We start from the raw sequence: 22,674 nt of genomic DNA on the forward strand, positions 1-22,674 counted from the left end.
AGAGATGTGATGATCGGTTACGCGACGCTCGGCACCAACGATATCGAACGCGCCCGCACCTTCTACGACGGGCTGATCGGCGCGCTCGGCGGGCAGCGGGTGCTGGAAATCCCCGATGCGCGCGGGTTCACCATGTACGGCGCGGGCCGGGACAAGCCGATGCTGGCGATCACGAAGCCCTATGACGGCGCCCCCGCGACCGCGGGCAACGGCACGATGGTGGCGCTCGTCGCCGAAAGCCGCGAACAGGTCGACAGCGTCCATGCCAAGGCGCTGGCGCTGGGCGCGACCGACGAGGGCGCGCCGGGCCAGCGCGGGCCCGACTCGATGAAGCTGTATGGCGCCTATTTCCGCGATCCGGATGGCAACAAGTTCTTCGTGCACAAATTCGGCTGAGCCGGCCGAAGCACGCTCTCCGCCGTCGAGCCTTCGCCGGCGCCACAGCCCCTTCGACAAGCTCAGGGCGAACGGTGCAGGCCAAGGTCGTCAGCCGCTAGCTGAGGATATGCATCCACATCGGCTGGCCCACCACGCTCTGCGATCCGCGCAGCCGTTCGAGCGCGGCGGCGACCGCGCGTTCCGGGCCCTCGTGCGTCACGATCGCCACCATCGCGGCGCCGCTCGCGGTGGTGCCGCGCTGGATCAGGCTTTCGATCGACACGCCCGCGTCGCGCATCGCGGTGGCGATCTCGGCGAGCACGCCCACCCGGTCCATGACGGTGAAGCGCAGATAGGCGCGGCAGCGGCGATCGGCGCTGTCCTGCGGCGGCGCCTGATCCAGCGCATCGGCAGGCATTGCATAGGCCGGGCCGAATTCGCCGCGCGCGATGTCGATCAGGTCGGCGACCACCGCGCTCGCGGTGGGGCCCTCGCCCGCGCCCGCGCCCTGGAAGAACAGCGGCCCCACGAAGTTGCCGTGCGCGACGACGGCGTTCAGCGCGCCCGTCACATGCGCCAGCGGATGGCCCATCGGCACCAGATGCGGATGGATGCGCTGGAACAGGCCGCCTGCCCCCACCTCGGCCACGCCCACCAGCCGCACGCGGTAGCCGAGCGCCGCCGCTTCGGCGATGTCGGCGGCGATCACCTCGCGGATGCCCTGCACCGCCACGCCGGCAAAGGCCGGCTGGGTGCCGAACGCGACGCTCGCCAGGATCGACAATTTGTGCGCGGCGTCGATGCCGTCGATGTCGAACGCGGGATCGGCTTCGGCATAGCCCAGCGCCTGCGCCTCGGCGAGCACGTCGCCGAAGTCGCGGCCGCTCGCCTCCATCGCCGAGAGGATGAAATTGCAGGTGCCGTTGAGGATGCCGTAGACGCGCTCGATCACATTGGCCGCGGCGCCGTCGCGTAGCCCCTTGATGACCGGGATACCGCCCGCCACCGCCGCCTCGAACGCCAGCGGCGCGCGCGCCGTCTCGGCGGCGCGGGCGAGTTCCAGCCCGTGATGCGCGATCATTGCCTTGTTGGCGGTGACGAGCCCCTTGCCCGCCGCCAGCGTCTCGCGCGCGAGCGTGAGCGCGGGGCCGTCCGATCCGCCGATCAGCTCGACCACCACGTCGACGTCGGGATGGCTGGCCAGCGCGGTCGTGTCGTCGATCCACGCGAAGCCCGACAGGTCGAGCCCGCGATCGCGGTTCCGGTCGCGCGCCGAGACGGCCACGATCTCGATCGAACGCCCGGCGCGGCGCGCGATCAGGTCGCGGTTGGCCGCGAGCACGCGGATCACGCCGCCCCCGACCGTCCCCAGCCCCGCCAGGCCAACCCGCAACACATCCGCCATCGTCTCGCTCCCCGCGCTTCGACCGTGTTGCTAGGGAGCGCGGGACGCGCTGGCTAGAGCGGATCGACGCACCCGCGCGAACGGCGCTGTCCCCTGGCGCCCGGCCGTGCCACTATGCCCGTCCCTTCCCTTGTGCGAGCACCGCATGGCCTCCATTCCCCGCCCCGCCGCCGAACTGACGCTGCGCGGCATCGCGCTCGGCGCGATCATCACGCTGCTGTTCACCGCCGCCAACGTCTATCTGGGGCTGAAGGTGGGGCTGACCTTCGCGACCTCGATCCCGGCCGCGGTGATCTCGATGGCGGTGCTGAAGCTGTTCGACGACGCCTCGATCCTGGAGAACAACATCGTCCAGACGATCGCGTCGGCCGCGGGCACGCTGGCGGCGATCATCTTCGTGCTGCCGGGGCTGATCCTCGTCGGCTGGTGGACGGGCTTTCCCTATTGGACGACGGTGGGCGTGTGCGCGACGGGCGGCATCCTGGGCGTGATGTTCTCGGTGCCGTTGCGCCGTGCGCTCGTGACGGGATCGGACCTGCCCTATCCCGAGGGCGTCGCCGCCGCCGAAGTGCTGAAGGTGGGCGCGGGCTCGGCCGATGGCGACGCGGAAAACGCGAAGGGGCTGCGCGTCATCCTGCTCGGCTCGCTCGTCTCGGCGGGCTTCGCGCTGCTGGCGGCGATGAAGCTGGTGGCGAGCGAGGCCGCCAAGAACTTCCGCGTGGGCGCGGGCGCGAGCGGCGTCTCGACCAGCTTCTCGATGGCGCTGATCGGCGTCGGCCATCTCGTGGGCATCAGCGTCGGCGCGGCGATGTTCGCGGGCATGCTGATCGCCTGGGTGGGGCTGATGCCCTATCTGACGCACGCCATGCCCGGCGGGGTGGACGATATCGTCGGCGCGGTGTTCCACACCAAGGTGCGCTTCATCGGCGCGGGCACGATCGGCGTCGCCGCGCTGTGGACGCTGCTGAAGATCCTCGGCCCGATCCTCGGCGGCATCCGCTCGGCGATGGCGGCGTCGCGCGCACGCGGCGCCGGCGAGACACTAGAGCTGACCGAGCGCGACCTGCCGATCGGGATCGTCGCGCTGGCGATCCTGGCCATGCTGCCGCCGATCGCCTTCCTGTTGTGGCAATTCGCCGCCGGCGGCCCGATCGCGGCGGATGCGGGCGCGGTGATCGCGGGGACGATCCTCTACATCCTCGTCATCGGCATCGTGATCGCCTCGGTGTGCGGCTATATGGCCGGGCTGATCGGTGCGTCCAATTCGCCGGTGTCGGGCGTCGGCATCCTCGCGGTGCTGGGCGCCTCGCTGCTGCTGGTGGCGGTCTACGGGCACAGCACCGATGTGGCGCGGACGAACGCGCTGATCGCCTATGCGCTGTTCACCACCGCGATCATCTTCTCCATCGCGACGATCTCGAACGACAATCTCCAGGATCTGAAGACCGGCCAGCTGGTGGGCGCCACCCCGTGGAAGCAGCAGGTGGCGCTGGTGCTGGGGGTGATCTTCGGATCGCTGATGATCCCCTATGTGCTCGGCCTGCTGAAGACCGCGTTCGGGTTTCAGGGGATGCCGGGCGCCGGGCCCGCGGCGCTCGCTGCGCCGCAGGCGGCGCTGATCTCGGCGCTGGCCAAGGGCGTGCTCGGCGGCGATCTCGACTGGAGCCTGATCGGTGCGGGCGCGGGGATCGGCGTGGTGGCGATCGCGCTGGACGAGGCGCTGGGCCGCGCGGGCAAGCTTCGCCTGCCGCCGCTGGCGCTCGGCATGGGCATCTATCTGCCGATGTCGCTCACGCTGCTGATCCCGGTCGGCGCGGTGATCGGCCGGGCCTATGACGGCTGGGCCGCGCGCACGCCCAACCCCGATTTCGCCGCGCGCATGGGCGTGCTGGCGGCGACGGGGCTGATCGTGGGCGAGAGCCTGTTCGGCGTCCTGTTCGCCGGCATCGTCGGCGCGAGCGGCCAATCGGACGCGCTGGCGGTGGTGGGCGACGGCTTTGCCGGCCCCGCGCTGATCGCCGCGCCGCTGTTGTTCGCCGCCGCGATCGCCGGCCTGTATGCGCGGACGCGGACGCTGGCGGGCACGCGGTAACGGGACGCCGGCCCGTCACCCGGCCGGGTGAGATCAGTTCGGTCGTTCGGCGGCCACGGGGGCCGGCGTCTCTTCCAACCGGCTGCGCAGGATCTCCGCTTCCTCCAGCAGCAGGATCGACGCCGCCGTCACGTCGTGCGCGTGCAGGCCGACGTTCCTGGACACTTCGACCAGAACGCTCACCTCGGCGCCCACCTCGCCGCGGACGGAGGCCTTGCGCGCGGCGGCGTCCGCCAGGGCACCGGAATGGACGCGCATCTGCTCCATGGTCGTCGATAGATCGCCGCACCGGCGGATGACATCGGCCACTGTCTCGCGGATCGCGCCGAGTTCGACGCCGATCTGATGCGTCGCCTCCGCGGTGCGGGTAGCCATCTGCTTCACCTCATGGGCGACGACGGCGAAGCCCCGGCCCGCATCCCCGGCGCGCGCGGCCTCGATCGAGGCATTGAGCGCCAGCAGACGGCTTTGCGCGGCGATCGCGCTGATCATGCCGGCGACCGATGCGACGCCGTCGATGTGCGTGCCCAGCCCGTGAACGGCGTCGCACGTTCCCTTCGCGCTATCCGTCGAACGTTCGATATCGTCCACGATGACGACCATGCTGTCCTGCATCTCGCCGCCAAGATCGACCAGCGCGCGCACATTCTCGACCGCCGCCTCGGATTGCCGGATGCCGGATTGCGCCAGATGGGCGAGCGTCTGCGCCTTGCGATCGAGCGTCTGGGCGGCCGTGTCCAGCGCCGCCCCCACCTGCCGGACCAGCACGGCGCGCTCCTTCTGCTCGATCAGCAGCCGGCGCATCTCCAGCCGGTCCATGACGATCCGGGCCAGCATGGCAAGCTGCCGGCGCTCGTCCCCGTCGAACGCGGTGCGCGGGGCCGGATCGAAGATACTCAGCGTGCCGATGGTCTTTCCGTCGGGCGTGACGAGCGGAGCGCCGGCGTAGAATCGGATATGCGGCGGCCCGATCACCAGGGGATCGTCGGCGAACCGCGCGTCCTTGGTCGCATCGAGGACCATCAAGACACCGTCGCCGGCGATCGCGTGCGCGCAAAAGGCATCGATCCCGCCGGGCATGCCAATGTCCGCACCCCGCCGCGCCCTGAATGATTGCCGCCCGGTATCGATGAGGCTGACGCTGCTGTTCGCCACATGGAACAGGCTCTCCGCGATACGCGCCGTGTCGTCGAACACCGGCTCCGAGGAAAGCGCGGGATCAGCGGGCGTCCGCCGGTCCATGGCGGCCGCGAACGCATCGGGCTCGGCAAGAAAGGGATTAGAGTGCACGCGACCTCCGGACCGGGTGGCATCCAATGCCATCCCGTCCATGTCTTAAAACAGACCCATTCCTGTTTGATTAACGGGCGAACCGCGCCTGGCCGCGCATCACATCGCCGCGATCAGCGCCGCGATGCGGACGAAAGCGAACCCGATCGAGCTGTCCGCGATGCCGTAAGGCAGGAAGATGCGGTCGCCGTGGCGGATCGCGCCGCAGCTATAGACGACATTGGGCACATAGCCCTCGCGGTCCTGATCCTTGGCGGCGAGCAGCGGCTCCTGCATGCGGCCGATCACCTTGGACGGATCGTCCTTGTCGAGCAGCACCGCGCCGATCGAATATTTGCGCATCGCGCCAACGCCGTGAGTCAGCAGCAGCCAGCCCTCGTCCAGCTCGATCGGCGGCCCGCAATTGCCGATCTGCACCAGCTCCCAGGGCAATGTCGGGCGCAGGATCATCTCGCCCTCGTCCCAATGCTCCAGCGTGTCCGATTTCAGCAGGAACAGATTCTCGCCGTCCTGCCGGCCGATCATCATATACTGGCCGCCCACCTTGCGGGGGAACAGCGCCATGCCCTTGTTGCGCGCCGCCGGGCCCGTCATCGGCACCAGATCGAACGCGCGGAAATCGCGGGTGCGCATCAGCTCGGACTGGATCACCGATCCGTTATAGGCGGTGTAGGTGCCGATCCATTCCCAACTGCCGTCGTCATGCTGGAAATGGACGATCCGCAGATCCTCCAGCCCCTTGGACTGCGCCTGGGTGATCGGGAAGATGACCGTGCCCGACAGCGTGCTGTCGCGGTGGCGATACACCGTCACCGGCCCCTCGGGCATCTCGTCCTCGCTCACGCGCACCATATCGGTGGCGGTCGCGAACGGCGGCTCGGGCGCGAGCTTAAGCTCGTTGCGATCGGTGATGATGCCCTCGCGGAACGCAACCGACGAGATATGCCCCTCACCCACCGCGCGCATCGACATCAGGATGCGCTGCGATCCGGGCGGCATGCCGGTCTGGTCGAAATGCGGCACCGCGCTCGGGTTCATCAGCGCGGCGGCGGCATAGCTGTATTCGTGGCAGAAATAGGCACCGATCAACTGGCGCTTCTCGTCGCCGATCTCGGCGCCGTTCAGCCCGAGCTGCTCCTCGATCTGGTCGTAGCGCGTCATGAACACGCGGCGCGTCTGCCAGTGGCGCGCCTCGAAATCCTTCAGCACGATCTCGAGCTGGTTGGCCGCCTCGATCGGCGACATGCGCAGCACTTCGCCGACCATCCGCTCCGTCCGGCCCGGCGTGACGCCGTTCACGCTGCGGGGGATGTGGAAAGGCCGCACGACGACCCGCGAGGGATCGGCATGCAGCCGCAGGCTGTGGGTGAACAAATCCATCGCGAACGCAGCCTCGCTCGTATCCGTGACCAACGCGACGCCGCCAGCGAGGCTAGGCGACGTCGCGCGAGGCTCCTGACACGCTTTCGGCCAGCTTTGAAAGCCCCGAAATCGCGCAACTGGCGAGTTGCAGCGCCAGAATCGACTCCGCACCCTGATTGCGGTTGAGCCCGGTCGGCATCAGCCCGTCGAAACAGCCGCCATCGTCGGTCGAGGCCAGCGGCATATCGAGATCGTTCGCGCCCAGGAACCAGCCATAGGCGCGCATCGCCTCGTCGTACCAGCGCCGCTCGCCCGTCGCCTCGAATGCCGCGGTGCACGCATCGACGGTGGCCTGCGCCTCCAGCGGCTGCTGGTCGAACTGAAGCGGCGCGCCATAGGGGCGGCCGAAGCTTTCGGTGCCGACCGCGCGGAAACGGCCCTCGGGCGAGGTCTGCTGGCCGACGATCCATTCGAGCGTCGACAGGCCGCAGCGGACGAGATCGTCGCGCTCCAGCGCCTGGCCAGCGCGGATCAGCGCCTGCGGCAGACGGGCATTGTCATAGGCCAGCACGATCTCGAACCATTGCCATTCGGGGCGGCGCGTCTCGGCCAGCAATTCGAGCAGGCCGTCGGGGAAACGCTGCAGGATCTGGAGCGCGAGCACATGGCCCGGCCGCGCCTCCAGCATCGCCGCCGCGCCCAGCATCGCGAACGCCTGCGCGCGCGGGCTGCCCAGCTCGAACGCCATGCTGGCGGTCAGGTCGAACATCGCGGTCGCCCAGTCGCGATGCTTGCGCTCGTGCGCGTCGCGCGCGGTGACGCCCAGCGCCCACAAGGTGCGGCCGTTCGAGTCTTCCGATCCGAATTCCTCGCACCAGGTCCGGTCGAAATTCATGAAGTTGCGGAACCGGCGTGCCTCGGGGTTCCAGGCATATTGCAGAAACGAGCCGTAGATCGTCATCCACTTGTCGCGCGTGGTGGCGTCGATGTCGGGGATCGCGCTCATCAGCATCAGCGCGCGGGCATTGTCGTCGATGCAATAACCGTGGCGGCGATCGGGGATCGAGAAGATCGAATGCTGGAGCATGCCGGTCGAATCGCTCATCCGGATTACGGCGGCGAGATCCGGGGCGAGCGGCTTGGGCGTGATCGCCGGCTTGGCGAGCCGCGTCGGGCGCGCGGCGACGCTGGCGCGGATCTGCGCGATCGCGGCCTCGGCGAGGCGCGGCCAGATCATCGTGCGGCCACGCGCATAGGCGCGCTGCGACAGGCGGTTGAGGTCGCGGTCGTTGGTCAGCAGCCGGTCGATCTCGCGCGCGAACGCCGCAACGTCGCGGAAGTCGACGAGGACGCCGTGCCCGTCCGCCAGGATCTCGGTGGCATGCGCATAGGGGGTGGAGACCACCGCCTTGCCGACGCCCACCGCATAGGACAGCGTACCCGAGGTGATCTGCGCCGGATTGGTATAGGGCGTCGCATAGATGTCGGCCGCCTGGAGATAGCGCAGCAGCTCGTCATGCTCGACGAAGGAATTGACGAAGCGAACATTGTCGCTGACGCCGAGCGAGGCCGCGAGATCCTTCAGCCGGTCGCGATAGGCTTCGCCCTCATGCGCGACGAGATTGGGATGCGTGGCGCCCAGCACGACATAGAGTAGGTCGGGATGATGTGCGATCACCGCGGGCAGCGCCTCGATGATCGTCTCGATCCCCTTGTTGGGCGCGAGCAGACCGAAGGTGAGCACCACCTTGCGCCCATCCCAGCCGAACTCGCCCTTCAGCGTGTCGGGATCGACCATCTCGCGATCGGGCACGCCGTGCGGGATCATTGCGAGCTGGCGCGGATTGGCGCCATAGACGCGCTGCAGGATGTCGGCGCCGCGATCGGCCATCACGACGATCTTGGCGGCGCGGCGCAGCAGCCCCTCCATCACCCGACGCTCGTCGACATTGGGCTTTTCGAGGATGGTGTGGAGCGTGACGATCACCGGCAGCGTGGTGCGATCGAGCAGCCCGAGCAGGAATTCGCCGGCGGGGCCGCCATAGATGCCATATTCGTGCTGCACCCAGATTGCCTGTGCGCCGCTCGCCTCGATGGCGCGGGCGGTGGCGACATAGGCGGAAAGGTCGTTCTGTGGAATTGTGCCCGTCACTTCGGGCGGATAGGCGTAGCGACCGGGGAAATCGTCCATCGCATAGACGTCGACGGTCAGATCCGGAAAGCGGCCACGCATCGCGGTGAACACGTCGGTGGTGAAGGTCGCCAGACCACATTTGCGCGGCAAAAAATTCCCGATGAGCGCGATATGGTTGATCGGGCTGGGTCCATCGGTCGGTACGGTCATCGAATATCCCTCGTCAGCCCGGCATCGATGGCCATTGGCCGCATCGATCCCGTCCGTTCATCAACGCGACAGGAAGACGAAGGTTGCACGTTTGCCGCACTGCGTCAAAATTGTTGCAGCGCGGCGGACGCCTAGCCGCGCCCGCGATAGGCAGCCACCCCCTGATCGGGCAGCCAGAGATCGGCGGGCGGCGCGGCGGTCTGCCAGAACACGTCGATGGGGATGCCGCCGCGCGGATACCAATAGCCGCCGATGCGTAGCCACACCGGCGCCATCTCGGCCGCCAGTCGCTCGCCGATGCCGACGGTGCAATCCTCGTGAAACGCGGCATGGTTGCGGAATGCGCCGAGGAAGAGCTTCAGCGACTTCGATTCGACGATCGTTGCGCCTGGCACATAGTCGATCACCAGATGCGCGAAGTCGGGCTGGCCCGTCACCGGGCAGAGCGAGGTGAATTCCGGCACGGCAAAACGCACCAGATAGGTGCGGCCGGCCCGCGGATTGGGAACGTAATCGAGCGTCGCGGCTTCGGGAGACGCGGGAAGCGCGCTCGTCTGGCCCAGGTGCATGGGTGTCATGATCGCGCATATAGGATGACATGACGCCAGAGGGAACGACGCTCGTACCGGTGCTCGGCGACCAATTGTCGCTCGGGCTGTCCTCGCTTGCCGGGGCGGATCCGGCGACCACCGTCGTGCTGATGATGGAGGTGTCCGACGAGACGGCCTATGTCCGCCATCACAAGACCAAGCTGGTCTATATCCTGTCGGCGATGCGCCACCATGCGCAGGCGCTGCGCGAGGCGGGCTGGCGGGTCGATTACGTCGCGCTCGACGATCCCGAGAACAGCGGCAGCTTCACCGGCGAGATCGCGCGCGCGATCCAGCGGCACGATCCGGCGCGGATCGCCGTCACCGAAGCGGGCGAATGGCGCGTGACCGCGATGCTCGACAGTTGGGAGACGCTGTTCGGCATCCCCGTGAAGATTCTGCCGGACACCCGCTTCCTCGCCACCCATGCCGAGTTCGAGGCCTGGGCCGAGGGGCGCAAGGCGCTGCGGATGGAGTTCTTCTACCGCGAGATGCGGCGCAAGACCGGGCTGCTGATGAACGGCGACAAGCCGGCGGGCGGCGAATGGAATTACGACACGCAGAACCGCAAGCCCGCCAAGGGCGACCTGCTGATGCCGCGCCCGCACGCCTTTGCGCCCGATGCGATCACCCGCGCGGTGATCGCGCTCGTCGCGGCACGGTTCGCGGATCATCCGGGCTCGCTCGACGGCTTCACCTTTGCGGTCACCGCCGCCGATGCGGAGCGCCAGGCCGATCTGTTCTTCGCGCACGCGCTCGCCGATTTCGGGCCGTACGAGGACGCGATGCTCAGCGGCGAGCGCTATCTGTGGCACTCGATCCTCAGCCCCTATATCAATTCCGGGCTGCTCGATCCGCTCGATCTCTGCCGCCGCGCGGAGGCGGCGTACCGCGCCGGGCGCGCACCGCTCAATTCGGTTGAGGGCTATATCCGCCAGATCATCGGCTGGCGCGAATATATGCGCGGCATCTATTGGCGCGAGGGGCCCGATTACGTCACGCGCAACTTCCTCGATCACCACCGCGCGCTGCCCGGCTTCTACTGGACGGGCGAGACCGACATGCACTGCATGGCCGAGGCGCTGGGCCAGACGCTCGCCACCGCGCACGCACACCATATCCAGCGGCTGATGGTCACGGGCAATTTCGCGCTGCTGATCGGCGCGGACCCGGCGCAGGTCCACGCCTGGTATCTGGAAGTGTATCTCGACGCCTATGAATGGGTCGAGCTGCCCAACACGCTCGGCATGAGCCAGTTCGGCGACGGCGGGCTGATCGCGTCCAAGCCCTATATCGCGTCTGGCGCCTATATCGACCGGATGTCCGATTATTGCGGGCGCTGCCGCTACGACGTGAAGCAGCGCATCGGCCCCGACGCCTGCCCGTTCAACGCGCTCTACTGGGATTTCCTGGCGCGCCACGAAGACACGCTGGGCGACAACATGCGGCTCGCCATGCCCTATCGCAACTGGCGGCGCACCGATCCGGCCAACCAGCAGGCGCTACGCGCGCAGGCGGCGGGGTTCCTCGACACGCTCGATTGAAGCACGGCCCCGTCTTCGCAAGCCGGGCGGAAAGCTCTACGGCGCGTCGGCGATGACAGGGAGATCCATATGGACGCGCTGGTGACGACGGAGTGGCTGGCCGAACATATCGGTGCGCGCGATCTGAGGATCGTCGATGCCACCTACTTCGCGAACTTCCCCGGCGAGACGCCGCGCGACGCCGCCGCCGAATACGAAGCGGCGCACATCCCTGGTGCGGTGTTCATGGATCTCGGCACGCTGCGCGATACCCACAGCGACCTGCCGATGATGCTGCCGGACGCTGCGCAATTCGCCGACAGGATGCGGCGCCTCGGCGTCGGCGACGACAGCCGAATCGTCCTCTACGACCATTCCCCGCACCATACGGCGGCGCGCGCCTGGTGGATGCTGCGCAGCTTCGGCGCACGCGACGTCGCGATCCTCGACGGCGGCTTTGCCAAATGGCAGGCGGAGGGCCGCGCGACGGCGAGCGGCCGGGAAAACCTGCCCCCCGGGGACTTCGCCGCCCGGGCCGACCGCGCGAACGTCCGCACGCTCGACCAGATGGCGGCGAACGTCGCCAGCCAGGCGGAGCAGGTCGTCGATGCCCGATCGGCGGCGCGCTTCACCGGCGAGGAGCCCGATCCGCGGCCCGCGACGCAAGCCGGCCATATCCCCGGCTCGCGCAATCTGCCGCAGGGCGCGCTGTTCGACGCTGACGGCACCTGGAAAAGGGGCGAGGCGCTGCGCCGCACCTTCACCGCCGCCGGGGTCGATCCCGACCGGCCGATGGTCGCCACCTGCGGCTCCGGCATCACCGCCGCGGTGCTCGCCTTCGGCGCGCATCTGCTCGGCCGTGCTATGCCGATCTATGACGGCAGCTGGTCCGAATGGGGGGCCGATCCTTCCACATCCAAGGCCATGGGGGCAGCATGAACGACGACACCGATCGGGCGATGGGCGACGGCACGCGCGTGGTAGGCGGCGGCCGCCGCAAGGAATGGACGCAAGGCGTGGTCAACACGCCGCTGTGGCGCGCATCGACCATCCTGTACGATTCGGTGGCGCATCTGCGCGACAGCGCCACGCGCGACACGCACCACCGGCTGTTCTACGGGCGGCGGGGCACGCCGACGCAGTGGACGCTCGCCGACGCGCTCACATCGCTGGAGCCGGGCGCGGAGGGTACGTTCCTCTATCCCTCGGGCGTGGCGGCGATCGCGGCGGCGCTGATGGCGGTGCTGTCGCCCGGCGACGAGCTGCTGTGCGTCGACAGCGCCTATGATCCGACGCGCGGGCTCGCGACCGGTCTGCTGAAGCGGTTCGGCATCACGACGCGCTTCTACGATCCGTTGGTGGGCGCGGGGATCACTGACCTGATCGGCGAAAATACCCGTGCCATCCTGCTGGAAAGCCCCGGATCGCTCAGCTTCGAGGTACAGGACATTCCCGCGATCGTTGCGGCGGCGCAGGCGCGCGGCGTCGTCACCATCCTCGACAACACCTGGGCGACGCCGCTGATGTTTCCCGCGATCGCGCGCGGGATCGACTATGCGGTGCTCGCCTGCACCAAATATGTCGTCGGCCATTCCGACGTGATGCTGGGATCGGTGACCGCCGGCCCCGGCCGGTTCGCCGGGCTGCGCGACACCAGCTTCCAACTGGGCCAGGTGGCGAGCCCCGACGATTGCTGGCTCGGCAGCCGCGGCCTGCGCACCATGGCGGTACGGCTGGCGCAGCACCAGGCGAGCGCGCTGACGATCGCGCATTGGCTGAAGGCGCAGCCGGGCGTCGCGCGGGTGCTCCACCCCGCCCTGCCCGATTGCCCCGGCCACGAGATGTTCGTGCGCGATTTTCGCGGTTCGACCGGGCTGTTCGCGGTCGTGCTCGACGGCGGCGACGAGGCGGCACGCGCCGCGCTGATCGACGGGCTCGCGCTGTTCGGGATCGGCTACAGTTGGGGCGGCTTCGAGAGCCTCGCGATCCCGGTGGACCCGCAGCGGCACCGCAGCGTCACCCGGCGCGACCATGAAGGGCCGCTTGTCCGGCTGCAGATCGGGCTCGAGGATGCCGACGACCTGATCGCCGATCTCGATGCGGGGCTGCACCGGTTCCGCGCCGCGCGCGGCTGAGCGAGGCGGCCGGGGCTTGTGGCGGGGGCGCAACACCCGCGCCGTGAAACCCGCTTGCGGCCAGACGGCGCTTGTCGCGCGCGCGCGATGCTGCCAGCCTTCGCCGCACCGGGGGGTATGATCGCACGACCGGCCGGCGCGGGGGCGTCGGCCCGGCATGGCGTCGGCCTTTCCCGCTATTCGAAAGGAAGACGATGCGCCGTTCCACCCTCCTTCTCGGCTGCGTCGGCTTCGCGCTGGCGGCGCAGGCGTCCGCGCAGGACACCGCGCCGCCGCCGCCGCTGAAGCTCACCGGCAGCGTGACGCTCGTGTCCGATTATCGGTTTCGCGGCCTGACGCAGACCGATGGCGGCCCGGCCGTCCAGGGTACGCTCAACCTCAATCATTCCTCCGGCCTCTATGTCGGCACCTTCGTGTCCAACATCGACGGCACCGGCACCACGCCCGCGCTCGCCGGCTATGGCCAGACCGAGATCGATCTCTATGGCGGCTATACGCACAGCTTCCACGGCGCGACGTTCGACGGCGGGCTGCTCTATTATTATTATCCCGGCGGGCTGAAGGGCCAGAACACCGATTATTTCGAGCCCTATGCCTCGCTTGGCTACACGATCGGGCCGATCGCGGCGAAGGTGGGCGCCAATTACGCCTGGGGCGGGCAGAAGGGGCTCGATTTTACCGCGGGCAAGGACGACGATATCTATGTCTATGGCGAGGCATCGATCGCGGTGCCGCGCACGCCCGTCACGCTGAAGGGCCATGTCGGCCACACCGCCGGCTCGCTCGGGCTCGACAATCCGAGCCTCGCCGACGACAATTACTGGGACTGGTCGGCCAATGCCGAGGCGGTCGGCGGCCCGATCAAGGTGGGCGTCACCTATGTCGATACCGATATCACCGAAGCCAATCGCTTCGCCCGCCGGCTCGGCCGCGGCTCGACCGTGTTCGGCTATGTCGGGGTGAGCTTCTAGAGCGGGACGCTCGCCCTAGACCCTCTCCCACTCCGTTCGCCTGCGGCACGGGCCCTTCGGCACGCTCAGAGCGAGCAGATCAAGGTAACGCCGTCAAACTCCAGGGCGGCCCCCGAAGGAGCCGCCCGGTACGGTCACTTGGGCGACTTCGCCGGTGCGGGCGTCGCGGCAGGGGCCGGCGCGGCGGCGCTGCCCGAGGTGGAGGCGCGGGCGTCCTGGCCGTCGCCCTGCGGCGCCGCCACGATGTCGCGCGTGGTCGCGCCCTTGTCGACCACGTTGGTCTTGGGATCGCCGGCGCTGGAGCGGATGCCGGGATCGGCCTCCTCGCCGCCCGCCGCATCCACCGTGACGGATTCGGAGGCACTGCGCGGCGCGGCGCCGCCGAACAGCGCGTCGAGCGTCTGCGCCTGCGCGCTGTTGTCCTGCGGGCGGGCGACGCCCGGCGTCGGCGGGGTGAGCGCGAAATCGGGCGGGATCACGAGGGGCGCGGCGCGCGCGACGGCAAATTCGTCCGGCCGCGCGCGATCATAGCTGTGATGGGCGCAGCCCGAAAGGAGAGCGACGCAAGCCAATCCTGCGGCGAGGGGCACGGTCTTACGCATTCGGATTCTCCACAGGTACAGGCCCGGTCTTGGCAGGCGCCTTGTCGCGCACCAGGAACGCGCGGACAAGCAGGATGAGCACGCCGATGGTAATCGCGGCGTCGGCGAGATTGAAGACCAAAAACGGCCGCCATTCGCCGAAGTGCAGGTCGGCGAAATCCACCACATGGCCGAGCCGCACGCGATCGAGGATGTTGCCGAGCGCGCCGCCGAGCACGAGGCCCAGCGCGGTCTGATCGCCGAGCTTGCGTTCGCGCGTCATCCACACCGCAACGCCGATCGCGATCGCGCCGGTCAGCGCAACCAGCGCCCAGCGAGTCATGTGGCTGTCGGCTGGCAGCAGTCCCAGCGACACGCCGAAATTGGGCACGAAGCGCAAGGCGAAGATCGGCAGGATGGTGCGGACGTCGCCCAGCTCGGCGATGTGCAGCGGCCCCGTGACCGCCCATTTCGTCAGCTGATCGAGCACGAAGAGCGTGGCGGCGGCGGCGAGCCCCGCGGCGGGAATGCTACGCATCGACCACCTCCGCACAGCGCGCGCAAAGCGTACCGTCCTCGCCCACCTCGGGCAGATGCCGCCAGCAGCGCCCACATTTGTGATAATCGGTGCGCGTGACCGCCACGGTATCGGCCGCCGTCACGCGGGCGACGATGAACGCCTCCGCCAGCGCATCGGCGGGCAGCGGCAGATCGGGAACGGTCACGTCCGCCTCCAGGCTGGAGCGCACGGCCTTTTCGCGACGCAGCGGCTCGATCGCCTCGGTCACCTGCACGCGCAGCGCGCGGACGCCGGTCCATTTCGCCGCCAGCGCGTCGTCCGCGTGCCGGTCGGGCAGCACCGGCCATTCGAGCAGATGCACGGACCCGTCCTCGCTCGGGAAACGCGCCTGCCATACCTCTTCGGCCGTGAAGCACAGCACCGGCGCGGCATAGCGCACCAGCGCGTGGAACAGCGTGTCGAGCACGGTGCGATACGCCCGCCGCTTGGCATCGCCGGGCGCGTCGCAATACAGCGAATCCTTGCGGATATCGAAGAAGAAGGCCGACAGGTCTTCGTTCGCGAAATCGGTCAGCAGGCGCAGATAACGGTTGAACTCGTAACCCGTCGCCGCGGCGCGCAGCTCGGTGTCGATCATGCCGAGGCGGTGGAGCACGTAACGCTCCAGCTCGGGCATCTCGGCCACCGGCACGCGCTCGGCCTCGATGAAGCCGTCGAGCGCGCCGAGCAGGTAGCGGAAGCTGTTGCGCAGCTTGCGATAGGCGTCGCTGGCGGTGGCGAGCACCTCCTTGCCGATCTTCACATCGTCGAAATAATCGGTGGAGGCGACCCACATGCGCAGGATGTCCGCGCCGCTCTCGCCGATGATCTTGAGCGGATCGACGACGTTGCCGAGGCTTTTCGACATCTTGCGTCCTTGCCCGTCGAGCGCGAAGCCGTGCGTCAGCACGGCGTCATAGGGCGCCCGGCCGCGCGTGCCGCAGCTTTCCAGCAGCGAGGACTGGAACCAGCCGCGATGCTGGTCCGACCCTTCGACATACAGGTTCGCGCGCGCGCCCTCGCCGTAGCGCGCCTCGACCGTGAAGACGTGCGTGCAGCCCGAATCGAACCACACGTCGAGAATGTCGCCCACCACCTCGTAATCGGCGAGGTCGTAATCGGAGCCGAGCAGCGCCTGATGGCCGTCCGCATACCACGCGTCCGCGCCCTCTTCGCGAAACGCCGCGACGATGCGCGCGTTCACCGCGGGGTCGTTCAGATACTGGCCGGTCCGGCGATCGACGAACAGCGCGATCGGCACGCCCCAGGCGCGCTGGCGGCTGATGACCCAGTCGGGCCGCCCCGCGACCATCGCCGTGATCCGGTTCTCCGCGCGCGCCGGGATCCACCAGGTGCGCGCGATCGCGTCGAGCGCGGTCTCGCGCAGCGTGGCGCCGTTGTCGCCCGTGTCCGACGCCGCGCTTCGCGCGCCGACCTCCGCGCTGCGAACAGCCCCCGGCTGTTCGCTGATCGCGCTCCGGTCCATCGGAATGAACCATTGCGGCGTGGCGCGGAAGATCACCTTCGCCTTAGAGCGCCAGCTATGCGGATAGCTGTGCGCGAAATCGTCGCTCGCCGCGAGCAGCGCGCCGACACCGCGCAGGTCCGCGCAGATCGGGCCGTCAGCACCGACGAATTTCTTGTTGATGACTGAGCCCTGCCCGCCGAGCCATGCCCAGTCCGGGCGGTACATGCCGGCGCCATCGACCGCGAAAACGGGATCGATGCCGTATCGCTTGCAGAGCTCGAAATCGTCCTCGCCATGATCGGGTGCCATGTGGACGAGCCCGGTGCCCGCGTCGGTGGTGACGAAATCACCGGGAAGCAATGGGCGTGGCTTGGCGAAGAAGCCGCCGCGCGCGTGCATCGGATGGCGCGCGGTGGCGCCTTCGAGGTCCTTGCCCGTGCCGGCCCAAACGACGGGGCCATTGCCCTCGCCCTGCAACCCTGCGCGATCCAGGCTCGCATTCGACAATTCCGTTGCGAACAACAGCACGCGTCCGTCCGAGACCCGGACAGCGGCGTATTCAATCTCCGGCCCATAGCTCAGCGCCTGGTTTACCGGAATCGTCCACGGCGTCGTCGTCCAGATCACCGCGTGCGCGCCGACCAGTTCAGGCGCGTTCGGGGCCTCCACGATCTCGAACGCCACGTCGATCTGCGTCGAGACGACATCCTCATATTCGACCTCGGCCTCGGCGAGCGCCGTCTTCTCCACCGGCGACCACATCACCGGCTTGGCGCCGCGATACAATTGGCCGCTCTCGGCGAACTTGAGCAATTCGCCGACGATCGCGGCTTCCGCCTCGTACTTCATCGTCAGATAGGGATCGGCCCAGTCGCCCATCACGCCCAGCCGCTCGAATTCGGCGCGCTGCACCGCGACCCATTTCTCGGCATAGGCGCGGCATTCGGCGCGGAACTGCGCGACGGGCACGTCGTCCTTGTTCAGCTTCTTTGCGCGATACGCTTCCTCGACCTTCCATTCGATCGGCAGGCCGTGGCAATCCCAGCCGGGCACATAGGGCGCGTCCTTGCCCATCAAGGTCTGCGAACGGACGATGATGTCCTTTAGCACCTTGTTCATGGCGTGGCCCATATGGATGTCGCCATTGGCGTAGGGCGGCCCGTCGTGGAGGATGAACCGTTCGCGCCCCTGCCGCTCGGCGCGCAGCCGCTCGTAGAGGCCGATAGAATCCCAGCGCGCCAGGATCGCGGGCTCCTTGGCGGCGAGGCCCGCCTTCATCGGAAAATCGGTCTTCGGCAGGAAGACGGTATCGCGCCAATCGCGTTGGGCGTCGCGCGGGGGTTCGGAAGCATCGGTCATCGGTCGCGCGGCTTAGCGTGTGATTGCCCTGCCGTCACCCTGCCAGGATCGCCCGCGCCCGCGCGCAATCGGCCTCCATCTGCGCGGTCAGCGCGTCCAGCCCGTCGAACTTCGCCTCGGGCCGTAGATATTCGACCAGCTCGACCTCAAGCATCTGCCCGTACAGATCGCCGGAAAAGTCGAAGAAATAGGGTTCGAGCAGCTCCTTCGGCGGATCGAAACTCGGCCGGATTCCCAGGTTCGCCGCACCCGCCAGCACGCGGCCATCGGCCAGCCGCCCGCGCACCGCATAGATGCCGTAGGCCGGGCGAAGATAGCGGCCGAGATCGAGATTGGCGGTGGGATAGCCGATCGTCCGGCCCACCTTGTCGCCATGCTGCACCATGCCCTCGATCCGGTAGGGCCGGGTGAGCAACCGCGCCGCGCCGCGCATGTCGCCGCCGCGCAGCATCGCGCGGATCCGCGTGGACGACACCGGCGCGCCGTCGAGCGTCACCGGCGCCACCGCCTCGGCGGCAAAGCCGTGCGCCGCGCCCATATCGGCGAGCATCGCGGTCGTGCCGCGCTTCGCATGGCCGAACGTGTAATCCTCGCCGGTCACGATGCCCTTCGCGCCGATCGCACCCGCCAGCCGATCGGTCACGAAGTCCTCCGCCGACAAGGCGGCGAGCGCGGCGTCGAAATGGAAGACGATCATGGCGTCGACCCCGGCCTCCGCGAACAGCCGCGCGCGCTGGTCGAGGCTGGTCAGCCGGAAGGGCGGGGTATCGGGCCGGAAATGGCGCACCGGATGCGGATCGAACGTGGCCACGATCGCCGGCGCCCCGGCGGCGCGCGCGCGCGTCACCGCACGGCCGACCACCGCCTGATGGCCCCGGTGAAATCCATCGAAATTGCCGAGCGCGACGATCCCGCCCCGCCATTCGGCCGGAATCGCCGAGCCGCCGTCCAGACGCTCCATGCGCGCGCTATAGCAGCCGATCGCGAACGCGCGAGCGCGACGTTGCGGGCGGCGGGTGGCGGGCAGGCATGAAAAAAGCGGCATGGCCGAAACCATGCCGCTCTTTTTTCCGTCGCGAGGGCGCCTTGCGGCACGCCTCGATCGCGGCCTGGCCTCAGCGCAGGCGGCGGCGCGTGGCGGCGGTGGCGCCAACCCCGGCGGCGGCGGCGCCCACGAGCAGCGCGAGCACGAGCACGAACGAGGTGCTGGCCGCGGCGCCTGCGGCGGCATCGGTCGCCGACTTGGCCTTGGCGATGGTTTCGTTCTTCGTCTGCACGAACTGCTGCTTGGCGCGATTCACTTGCGCCTGCGCCTCGGGGCGGCTGATCTTGCGCTGGGCGGCGACGATGTCGACGATCCGGCTTTCGGCCTGCTGCCCGTCGGTGCCGCCGCGCGCGAGCGCCGGCAATTGCTTGGCGATTTCCTTCTGCGCCTGTTCGGGCGTCATCTGCGCAGGGTCGCTCGGCACGTCCGACAGATAGGCCGCGGCCTCGCTGCGCACGTCGCCGGCATCGACGCCGGCGATCGATGCCGCCTTGGGTGCCGCGGCGCCGACCGCCGTGCCCGCCGCACCGGCCACGGCGCCGACGGTGCGGAACGCCCCGCCGATGATACCGCCCACCGCCGAGGTGAGGAGATAAAGCGTCAGGATCAGCGTGACGCCCCAGACGACCATGCCGTGGACGAGCGCGTCGAACCGCTCGTGAACGCCCGCCACCCGCGCCGCGGCATAGCCGCCTGCGCCGAGCGCCACGATCGTCGTGATGAGCCAGTAGACGCCCGCGCCGATGCCGAACCCGGTCGCTCCCGGCGTCGTGCCGGCGACCGGATCGACCATCGTCAGGCCGATACCCGCGCCGAGAATGCCGAGCACGAGTTGGACGGCGATGGCGATGACGACGCCGCCCAGCACCGCCGCCCAGGACAGGCGGGTGGCCGTCTTGCCCGGATATGCCGCGTCGATCGGCGAAACGCCGTTGTTCACATGGGTATTCATAGTCGCTCCTGTTGAAATCGAATGTCGGCGGCGATCAGCGCCGCCGTGGATCGGTCGCCGCAGCCCCCGCCGCGGCGCCGGCGCGCTTTTCCGCCTCGCCATGATCGCGCGCGGCATCGTCGCCGATCAGCTTGCCGATCGCCTCGTGCACCGAACCCTTGGCCGCGCGCACGACTGCGACCTCGGCTTCGGGGGCGGGCATCTCGGGGGCGGGCGTCGCGTCGCCGTTGGATCGTGCGGTCATGCGGCCGTCTCCTGATCGGTGCTGTGCGGCGTCACGCCCTCGCCGTCGAAACCGCGCGCCCGCGCCCAGGCGACCGCGGCGATCCGGCGATTGACGCCGATCTTGGCGTAGATCCGCGCCACATGGTTGCGCACGGTGTTGCCGGCGACCTCCAGCGTGCGGGCGATCCGCTTGTCGTCATAGCCGCGGCAGATCAGCGCCAGCACGTCGCGTTCGCGCGCCGTCAGATCGTCCAGCCCCGGCCCGTCGGGATCGGCCTGCGGCGCGCGCAGCCGGGCGAGCTTGTCCATGATCGACCGGCTGAACCAGCTCGTGTCCTTCATCACCGCCTCGATCGCCTCGACGAGTTCGCGCTCGGTCGCCTTGCGCCGGGTGATGTCCTGAAACGCCCACAAGACGCATTCGTCGTCGCCGAAACGGATCGCACCGGTCGAGACGATGCAATCGATGCTCGCGCCATCCTTCGCGTGGATCCGCGCTTCATGGCCGCGCAGGTCGTGGCCGCCGTCGATCGCCGCCTCGATCTCGCGCCGCACCGCGCCGCTGTCCCACAGCTCCACTTCGCCCAGCGGACGGCCGATGATCTCGGTGCCGGTATAGCCGGTCATCTGGGTGAAGCTGGCATTGACCTCGCAGAGCAGGTGCCCGTCGCGCGCCCCGATCGCCATGGGCACCGGCGCGAGCTGGAAGGTGCGGTTGAACCGCTCCTCGCTGTGGCGAAGCGCGCCCTCGGCCTTGCGCCGCGGTTCCAGGTCGGCGAAGGTGAACAACATGCAGGGCTGATCATCCAGATCGATCGGCTGCCCGGCGACGATCACCAATTTGGTGCCGCCCTCGGGCAGCTCCAGCTCGGCCTCCATCTGCGGGATCGTGCGCCCCTCCCCCAGCCGCTCCTTCGCCAGATCGCGGCGTTCGGCGGCGCGCAGCACGTCGATGTCGTACACCGTGCGGCACAGCACCTGATCGCGGCGATGCCCGGTCAGGTCGAGGAACCCCTGATTGACCTTCACGAAGCGCAGGTCGCTCAGGCGGCAGATGACGGCCGGCGCGGGGTTCGCGTTGAACGACTGTTCGAACCGGTCCTCCGCCTCGTAGCGCGCGGAGACGTCCTGGATGATGAGCACCAGGCACGCCGGATCGCCATCGTCCGCGTCGTTCAGCACGAGGCTGCGCACCTGGTGCACCCAGCGCGGATCGGTTTCCCCGGCGACCGTCACCTCGACCACCACCTCGGAAAAGGAGTCGCCCGCCACGACGCGCTCGATGGGATAATCGTCGCCTTCGAGCCGATGGTTGTTGCGATAGCGCAACTGGAAACGATCGCGATATTCATCGACCGTGGCGCCCAGTTCGGGAAGCGTCGCGACGCCGTGCATGGCCAAGGCCGCATCGTTCGCCCAGAGCAGGCTCTGGTCGGGATCGATCAGGATCACGCCCTCGTCGAGGCCGACGATGATCTGGCGCAGATGGCGCAGATCGGCGGTTTCGCGCAGGGTCTTGAACGATGCGGTCGCCATGGGCCGGTTCAGTCGCGACGGCCGTGGACGAACCAGGCCAGCGCATAGCCGCCCAGCGCCGCGGCGAGCGCCCAGACGACCGGCGTCTCGCGCACCGCCTCGGCCGCTACCTTGCCGCCGCGCTGCGCGCGGTCGGCCGCCTGTTCGCCCGCGGCCTTCAGCCGGTCGCGCGCCTCGCCGGCGAGTTCGGGGGCGCTGTCGATCGCGTCGCCGATGATCGCCTTGGCGCGGCCATAGCCATGCTGCGCACCGCCCGCGACCTGGTCGATCACGCCGTCTACCTGCCAGTCGCGGCTGTCCACGGCATCGCCCACGGTCTTCTCGATCTTGCCGCCGACATAGCGCGCGCCGCCCTGGAATTCGTCCTTGTTCATGATCGTCTCCGCCTTGCTCGGCATCGGCACGATCGCCCACGTCGCCGTGCGCGGTGCCGATGGAGGGCCGCGGTGGTGCGGCCGGTTCGGGCGCATCAACCGCCGGAGAGATCCGGTGTTCCTAGTATTTTTCGCCGACGCGCTAGTCCGCAAATACCATCGCCAGCAGAACCGCCTGCTCTTCATAGAGTTGCTGCAGCCGCAAATGGATGGTCCGCGATCCGGCTTCGTCGGCCTTTTCGGCCAAGCGTTGGTGGTCCACCGCCCGCTTGAGCAGATAATCCCGCTCCGATGGACCGGAACGGATGACGGGATCGGGGCCGGGTTCGCGCTGGTCTTTCATGATGCCGTGCTATCATCCGATCGGCCATCGCCATATCCTCTCGAAGTACCTGCCGATTGGTAGATTGCTTCCAGGCTAGTCAGGATCGACGGGTCGCGCGCGAACCGCTTGACCGCTTTAGGTGAAGCTTTATTGTCGTACT

At 68.6% G+C, this 22,674-nt stretch carries 20 protein-coding genes; 6 read left to right on the forward strand and 14 right to left on the reverse strand.

Going from position 1 to position 22,674, the window contains the following annotated elements; translation table 11 throughout:
• Positions 1-9: 9 nt before the first annotated feature.
• A complete protein-coding gene (locus L8H00_RS05920; protein ID WP_242096328.1) occupies positions 10-396 on the forward strand; it encodes a VOC family protein in 387 nt (128 codons plus the stop codon).
• 97 nt (positions 397-493) lie between these two features.
• Here the strand turns inward: L8H00_RS05920 and L8H00_RS05925 are convergent, their stop codons facing one another.
• Entirely contained in the window at positions 494-1,783 is a 1,290-nt protein-coding gene (locus tag L8H00_RS05925; protein WP_242096329.1) for a homoserine dehydrogenase, read from the reverse strand.
• Between the two features lie 145 nt (positions 1,784-1,928).
• Between L8H00_RS05925 and L8H00_RS05930 the strand changes: the two genes are divergently transcribed.
• A complete protein-coding gene (locus L8H00_RS05930; protein WP_242096330.1) occupies positions 1,929-3,875 on the forward strand; it encodes an oligopeptide transporter, OPT family in 1,947 nt (648 codons plus the stop codon).
• A 33-nt stretch (positions 3,876-3,908) separates the two neighbouring features.
• Here the strand turns inward: L8H00_RS05930 and L8H00_RS05935 are convergent, their stop codons facing one another.
• The 4 genes from L8H00_RS05935 to queF all read right to left on the reverse strand — a co-directional run bounded on the left by L8H00_RS05935 (position 3,909) and on the right by queF (position 9,449).
• Positions 3,909-5,165 (reverse strand): methyl-accepting chemotaxis protein, encoded by a 1,257-nt coding sequence (locus tag L8H00_RS05935; RefSeq protein ID WP_242096331.1) that lies wholly within the window; start codon positions 5,163-5,165, stop codon positions 3,909-3,911.
• 99 nt (positions 5,166-5,264) lie between these two features.
• Positions 5,265-6,545, reverse strand: coding sequence for a glycoside hydrolase family 130 protein (locus tag L8H00_RS05940; RefSeq protein ID WP_242096332.1), 1,281 nt, complete (start codon positions 6,543-6,545; stop codon positions 5,265-5,267).
• Positions 6,546-6,597: 52 nt separating this feature from the next.
• On the reverse strand, positions 6,598-8,871 hold the full coding sequence (locus L8H00_RS05945) for a glycosyltransferase family 4 protein (protein WP_242096333.1): 2,274 nt from the start codon (positions 8,869-8,871) through the stop codon (positions 6,598-6,600).
• Positions 8,872-9,002: 131 nt separating this feature from the next.
• Positions 9,003-9,449 carry a preQ(1) synthase gene (gene queF, locus L8H00_RS05950; RefSeq protein WP_242096334.1) on the reverse strand — a complete coding sequence of 149 codons (447 nt, stop codon included), beginning with the start codon at positions 9,447-9,449 and terminating at the stop codon, positions 9,003-9,005.
• A gap of 20 nt (positions 9,450-9,469) precedes the next feature.
• Here queF and L8H00_RS05955 point away from each other — a divergent pair, with 20 nt between their 5' ends.
• The 4 genes from L8H00_RS05955 to L8H00_RS05970 all read left to right on the forward strand — a co-directional run bounded on the left by L8H00_RS05955 (position 9,470) and on the right by L8H00_RS05970 (position 14,090).
• Positions 9,470-11,005: a cryptochrome/photolyase family protein gene (locus L8H00_RS05955; protein WP_242096335.1), complete on the forward strand. Its 1,536-nt coding sequence runs from the start codon at positions 9,470-9,472 to the stop codon at positions 11,003-11,005.
• 69 nt (positions 11,006-11,074) lie between these two features.
• Positions 11,075-11,923, forward strand: coding sequence for a 3-mercaptopyruvate sulfurtransferase (gene sseA / locus L8H00_RS05960; RefSeq protein WP_242096336.1), 849 nt, complete (start codon positions 11,075-11,077; stop codon positions 11,921-11,923).
• A complete protein-coding gene (metC, locus tag L8H00_RS05965; protein ID WP_242096337.1) occupies positions 11,920-13,119 on the forward strand; it encodes a cystathionine beta-lyase in 1,200 nt (399 codons plus the stop codon). Before sseA ends, metC begins: the two co-directional genes overlap by 4 nt.
• A 194-nt stretch (positions 13,120-13,313) precedes the next feature.
• Positions 13,314-14,090, forward strand: coding sequence for a TorF family putative porin (locus L8H00_RS05970; protein WP_242096338.1), 777 nt, complete (start codon positions 13,314-13,316; stop codon positions 14,088-14,090).
• Between the two features lie 134 nt (positions 14,091-14,224).
• Here the strand turns inward: L8H00_RS05970 and L8H00_RS05975 are convergent, their stop codons facing one another.
• The 9 genes from L8H00_RS05975 to L8H00_RS06015 form a co-directional block, all read right to left on the reverse strand.
• Complete coding sequence (locus L8H00_RS05975; RefSeq protein WP_242096339.1) at positions 14,225-14,692, reverse strand: DUF3035 domain-containing protein; 468 nt, start codon at positions 14,690-14,692, stop codon at positions 14,225-14,227.
• Entirely contained in the window at positions 14,685-15,209 is a 525-nt protein-coding gene (lspA, locus tag L8H00_RS05980) for a signal peptidase II (protein WP_242096340.1), read from the reverse strand. The genes L8H00_RS05975 and lspA overlap by 8 nt, the downstream gene beginning before the upstream one ends.
• Positions 15,202-18,057 carry an isoleucine--tRNA ligase gene (ileS, locus tag L8H00_RS05985; RefSeq protein ID WP_242096341.1) on the reverse strand — a complete coding sequence of 952 codons (2,856 nt, stop codon included), beginning with the start codon at positions 18,055-18,057 and terminating at the stop codon, positions 15,202-15,204. The genes lspA and ileS overlap by 8 nt, the downstream gene beginning before the upstream one ends.
• A gap of 34 nt (positions 18,058-18,091) precedes the next feature.
• Complete coding sequence (locus L8H00_RS05990) at positions 18,092-19,018, reverse strand: bifunctional riboflavin kinase/FAD synthetase (protein WP_242096687.1); 927 nt, start codon at positions 19,016-19,018, stop codon at positions 18,092-18,094.
• Positions 19,019-19,172: 154 nt separating this feature from the next.
• Positions 19,173-20,054: a hypothetical protein gene (locus tag L8H00_RS05995; RefSeq protein WP_242096342.1), complete on the reverse strand. Its 882-nt coding sequence runs from the start codon at positions 20,052-20,054 to the stop codon at positions 19,173-19,175.
• 34 nt (positions 20,055-20,088) lie between these two features.
• Positions 20,089-20,298, reverse strand: coding sequence for a hypothetical protein (locus L8H00_RS06000; protein ID WP_242096343.1), 210 nt, complete (start codon positions 20,296-20,298; stop codon positions 20,089-20,091).
• Complete coding sequence (locus L8H00_RS06005; protein ID WP_242096344.1) at positions 20,295-21,815, reverse strand: PAS domain S-box protein; 1,521 nt, start codon at positions 21,813-21,815, stop codon at positions 20,295-20,297. Before L8H00_RS06005 ends, L8H00_RS06000 begins: the two co-directional genes overlap by 4 nt.
• Before the next feature lie 8 nt (positions 21,816-21,823).
• Positions 21,824-22,213: a CsbD family protein gene (locus tag L8H00_RS06010; protein ID WP_242096345.1), complete on the reverse strand. Its 390-nt coding sequence runs from the start codon at positions 22,211-22,213 to the stop codon at positions 21,824-21,826.
• 118 nt (positions 22,214-22,331) lie between these two features.
• Complete coding sequence (locus L8H00_RS06015; protein WP_242096346.1) at positions 22,332-22,532, reverse strand: hypothetical protein; 201 nt, start codon at positions 22,530-22,532, stop codon at positions 22,332-22,334.
• Between the last annotated feature and the right edge of the window lie 142 nt (positions 22,533-22,674).

The organism is Sphingomonas sp. CROZ-RG-20F-R02-07 (assembly GCF_022662335.1).
Classification (GTDB): domain Bacteria; phylum Pseudomonadota; class Alphaproteobacteria; order Sphingomonadales; family Sphingomonadaceae; genus Sphingomonas.

Coding starts and splice junctions, on each gene's coding strand:
- L8H00_RS05920 (WP_242096328.1), top strand. CDS start 10: ATGATCGGTTACGCGACGCTCGGCACCAACGATATCGAACGCGCCCGC.
- L8H00_RS05925 (WP_242096329.1), bottom strand. CDS start 1,783: ATGGCGGATGTGTTGCGGGTTGGCCTGGCGGGGCTGGGGACGGTCGGG.
- L8H00_RS05930 (WP_242096330.1), top strand. CDS start 1,929: ATGGCCTCCATTCCCCGCCCCGCCGCCGAACTGACGCTGCGCGGCATC.
- L8H00_RS05940 (WP_242096332.1), bottom strand. CDS start 6,545: ATGGATTTGTTCACCCACAGCCTGCGGCTGCATGCCGATCCCTCGCGG.
- L8H00_RS05945 (WP_242096333.1), bottom strand. CDS start 8,871: ATGACCGTACCGACCGATGGACCCAGCCCGATCAACCATATCGCGCTC.
- queF (WP_242096334.1), bottom strand. CDS start 9,449: ATGACACCCATGCACCTGGGCCAGACGAGCGCGCTTCCCGCGTCTCCC.
- L8H00_RS05955 (WP_242096335.1), top strand. CDS start 9,470: ATGACGCCAGAGGGAACGACGCTCGTACCGGTGCTCGGCGACCAATTG.
- sseA (WP_242096336.1), top strand. CDS start 11,075: ATGGACGCGCTGGTGACGACGGAGTGGCTGGCCGAACATATCGGTGCG.
- metC (WP_242096337.1), top strand. CDS start 11,920: ATGAACGACGACACCGATCGGGCGATGGGCGACGGCACGCGCGTGGTA.
- L8H00_RS05970 (WP_242096338.1), top strand. CDS start 13,314: ATGCGCCGTTCCACCCTCCTTCTCGGCTGCGTCGGCTTCGCGCTGGCG.
- L8H00_RS05975 (WP_242096339.1), bottom strand. CDS start 14,692: ATGCGTAAGACCGTGCCCCTCGCCGCAGGATTGGCTTGCGTCGCTCTC.
- lspA (WP_242096340.1), bottom strand. CDS start 15,209: ATGCGTAGCATTCCCGCCGCGGGGCTCGCCGCCGCCGCCACGCTCTTC.
- ileS (WP_242096341.1), bottom strand. CDS start 18,057: ATGACCGATGCTTCCGAACCCCCGCGCGACGCCCAACGCGATTGGCGC.
- L8H00_RS05990 (WP_242096687.1), bottom strand. CDS start 19,018: ATGGAGCGTCTGGACGGCGGCTCGGCGATTCCGGCCGAATGGCGGGGC.
- L8H00_RS05995 (WP_242096342.1), bottom strand. CDS start 20,054: ATGAATACCCATGTGAACAACGGCGTTTCGCCGATCGACGCGGCATAT.
- L8H00_RS06000 (WP_242096343.1), bottom strand. CDS start 20,298: ATGACCGCACGATCCAACGGCGACGCGACGCCCGCCCCCGAGATGCCC.
- L8H00_RS06005 (WP_242096344.1), bottom strand. CDS start 21,815: ATGGCGACCGCATCGTTCAAGACCCTGCGCGAAACCGCCGATCTGCGC.
- L8H00_RS06010 (WP_242096345.1), bottom strand. CDS start 22,213: ATGCCGAGCAAGGCGGAGACGATCATGAACAAGGACGAATTCCAGGGC.
- L8H00_RS06015 (WP_242096346.1), bottom strand. CDS start 22,532: ATGAAAGACCAGCGCGAACCCGGCCCCGATCCCGTCATCCGTTCCGGT.